2 protein-coding genes are annotated in these 3,526 nt (G+C 72.9%); one reads left to right on the top strand and one right to left on the bottom strand.

The features are described from left to right. Positions 1-389, top strand: a 389-nt coding sequence (locus tag ABTY62_RS47335; protein WP_352135603.1) for a hypothetical protein, incomplete at its 5' end; no start/stop codon positions are given. Between the two features lie 93 nt (positions 390-482). On the opposite strand, the gene ABTY62_RS47340 is transcribed toward ABTY62_RS47335, so the two are convergent. Beyond that, a partial coding sequence (locus ABTY62_RS47340; RefSeq protein ID WP_352135604.1) for a type I polyketide synthase occupies positions 483-3,526 on the bottom strand: 3,044 nt, incomplete at its 5' end.

Below are 3,526 nucleotides of genomic sequence, written 5' to 3' on the forward strand. Positions count from 1 at the left end.
CCGACGCCGCCACAGTGGCCGCCGCCCGCGCGGCCGAGGCGGCGGCCGACGCGGCCGCCGCCGGTGCCCAGGCCGGTCCCGCCGCGGAAGCCGCCGCGCGGGCCCAGGCCGAGGCCGCCGCGAAGGCCGCCGAGATCGCGAACGCCGTCGCGGAGCACAGCCGCCGGGCGGCGGCCGAGGCGTCGGTCATCGCCGATGCCGCGGCCCGCGCCGCCGAGGCGGCCCGAGCGGCTGCGGACGGCGGTGCCGACGCAAAGCCCGAAGCCATGTCCGAAGCCATGTCCGAAGCCATGTCCGAAGCAGTGGCCGCGGCGGAAGCCGCCGAAGACGAGGCCATGCGGACGAACACCGACACCGCATGGCTGTGCCAACACCTGCCGACCGAATGAACTGTTTTGGTGTGCTGCAAGATCTGTGCCGTATGACACGAGTGAGGGCGCCCGGGCTCGGCCGGACGCCCTCACTCGTGTCACCGCATCAGCTCAGTCTCGGCTGACCGCCTTGTCGATCAGCTCGAACATCTCGTCGTCCGTGGCCGACTGAAGGTCCGGCCCCGTACCGACACCGTCGTGGTCAGCGGCACGGTCGCTGCCCATCCTGCGGGCCAGGGACCGCAGACGCTCCGCGAGGCTGCTGCGCGTGTCGTCGTCGAGCGCCGAGTCGGCAACGGCTGACTCCAGCCTGGCCAACTCGGTCAGCGCCGCCATCGCCGTGGCCGCCGCCGAGGTCGGGGCGTCCTGGCAGAGCTGACTACGCAGATGGTCGGCGAGGGCGGCGGGGGTGGGGTGATCGAAGACGGCGGTCGCGGGCAACGGAAGGGCCGCGGCCGTTTGAAGGCGGTTGCGGAGTTCCACGGCGGCGAGAGAGTCGAAACCCAACTCGCGGAAGGCCGAGTCCGGCCGGACGGCGGCAGCCGTGTCATGCCCCAGTACGGCGGCGGTGTGGGCGCGGACAACCGTGAGAAGCGTGTCCCGCTGTTCGGCGGAGTCCTGGGCCGCGAGGCGGGTACGAAGGTCGGTGCCGCTCTCGGCCCCGGACGTGCGGCGGCGGGCCGTGCGTGGCGGGGCGATCCTGGAGAGCAGGGGCGCGGGGGTCTCGGCCGCACGCAGACCCCGCAGATCCAGACGGGCGGGTACCAGAGAGGGCCGGTCACCCGCGAGGGCCGCGTCGAAGAGCGCGAGGGCGTCCTCAGTAGCGAGGGGGTCGAGCCCGGAGCGGGTGATACGGGCGCGGTCGGCGCCGTCGAGATGGCCGGTCATGCCGCTGCCCTGCTCCCACAACCCCCATGCGAGCGACAGGGCCGGCAGTCCCTGTGCCCTGCGGTGGTCGGCGAGGGCATCGAGGAAGGCGTTGGCGGCGGCGTAGTTGCCCTGCCCGGGCGCGCCGAGGACACCGGCGGCTGAGGAGAACAGAACGAAGGCGCCCGGCTGGGCGTGGTGGGTGAGCTCGTGCAGATGGAAGGCGGCATCGACCTTGGGCGTCAGCACGGCGTCCAGGTGTCGGGGGGTGAGGGAGGAGACGGTGGCGTCGTCCAGTACGCCCGCGGCGTGGACGACACCGGTCAGCGGGTGGCTGCCGGGAATCCCTGCGATCAGGTCCGCGAGTGCGCCACGGTCGCCGGTGTCACAGGCGCGCATCGTCACCTCGCCGCCGAGGCCGGTCAGTTCCGCCCGCAGCTCGGCGGCGCCGGGCGCGTCGGGCCCGCGCCGGGACGCCAGCAGGAGGTGTCGTACTCCGTGATGGCCGACCAGATGGCGAGCGAGCACCGCGCCGAGTGTGCCGGTGCCGCCGGTGATCAGCACGGTGCCGTCGGGGTCGAACGTCGTGGACGCGTCGTCCTGGCCAGGTGCATCGGTGGAGGGGACGGATACGGGGGCGGCGGGAGCGGGTACGCGGGTCAACCGGGGGACGAGGAGCCGGTTCGCACGCACAGCGATCTGCGGCTCGCCACAGGCGAGCGCCGCCGAAACAGCGTCCGGTGGCACCTCCCCGCCGTCCAAGTCCAGATCGAGGTCGAGGTCGAGGTCGAGGTCGAGGTCGAGGTCGAGCAGGACGAAACGGCCGGGATGCTCCGACTGCGCGGAGCGCACCAAGCCGCACACCGCCGCGCTCGCCAGGTCCGCCACATCCTTCCCTGGTGCGGTGGCAACCGCACCACGGGTCACCACAACCAGCCGGGCCGAGGTCTGCCTCTCGTCCGCCAGCCACTCCTGGAGCAGTCCCAGGGTGCGCGTGGTGAGGGCCCGCACATCGTCCGGCAGGGTGGTGGCGGCGCGCGCGTCGCGGCGACCGCAGTCGACCACGACCGCGTCGGGCGCCGCGGCCCCCGCTTCCAGCGCCGCGGCCAGGTCGGTGAGATTGGCGTAGCCGACCGCCGACGGCAGGAGGTCACAGGGCCCCACCGTGGCCAGGCACTGGGGGGCCGACGGCGACGTCGGCGCGGGGGCGGCCACCCACTCGACCGCGAAGAGCGAATCGCGCTGCACCGCGCCGGAGGCCGCCGACAGCTCCTGCGTCGACAACGGGCGGACCGCGAGCGACGCGATCGAGGCCACCGGCCGCCCCTCGCCGTCGGCCACAGCGACCGACAGCGCGTGCCGACCCCGCTCCTCGCCGCCCGGGGTGAGGCGCACCCGCAGTGCCGACGCTCCGGACCCGGACACACTCACTCCGCTGAAGGAGAAGGGCAGGGCACCGTGAGGAAGTTCATCGGCCGGGCGGAGGGCGGCGGAGTGAAGGGCGGCGTCCAGCAGAGCGGGATGGAGGGCGAACCGGGAGGCGTCGTCGTCCGCCGGCTCAGGAAGGCACACCTCAGCGAAGATGTCCTCGCCACGCCGCCAGGCCGCCCGCAGCCCGCGGAACACCGGTCCGTACTCGAATCCCCGCGCCGCGTACCCGTCGTACAGGCCGTCCAGGTCTTCTTCCGTGAACGCGACGGCACCCGGTGGTGGCCAGGCCGCTCCCGCGCCATCTTGCGGATCGACGAGCCGGGCGGCGTCATCCTGGTCGGCCGGTTCGGGACCGACCCGGCCCGTGCCATGGCGCACCCACGCGCCGTCCTCATCTGTACTTTCGTGACTTTCGTGGCGGGAGGACACCGTCAGGCTTCGGCGACCCTCCTCGTCCGGCGCCGCCACCCACACCTGCACCTGTACCGCCCCCTGCTCCGGGATGAACAGCGGTGCGTGGAGGGTGAGTTCGTCAACGCGATGGCAGTCCACATGATGGCCCGCCTGAAGGGCGATCTCCAGGAACGCGGTCCCAGGGAGGATCACGGCGCCGGCGATGGCGTGATCGGCCAGCCAAGGGTGGGTGGTCAGGGCGAGCCGACCGGTGAGCAGATAGCCCTCCCCCTCGGCCACTCCGATCGCAGCGCCGAGCAACGGGTGATGCGCCGGGTCCAGGCCGACGGCGGTGACGTCTCCTGTCTGGGTGGGGGTGTTGAGCCAGTAGCGCTGGTGTTGGAAGGGGTAGGTGGGGAGGTTGATGTGGTTGTGGTGTTGGTGGGTGGGGTGCCAGGTGATGG

It is taken from the genome of Streptomyces sp. NPDC097640, from assembly GCF_040302705.1.
Classification (GTDB): Bacteria; Actinomycetota; Actinomycetes; order Streptomycetales; family Streptomycetaceae; genus Streptomyces.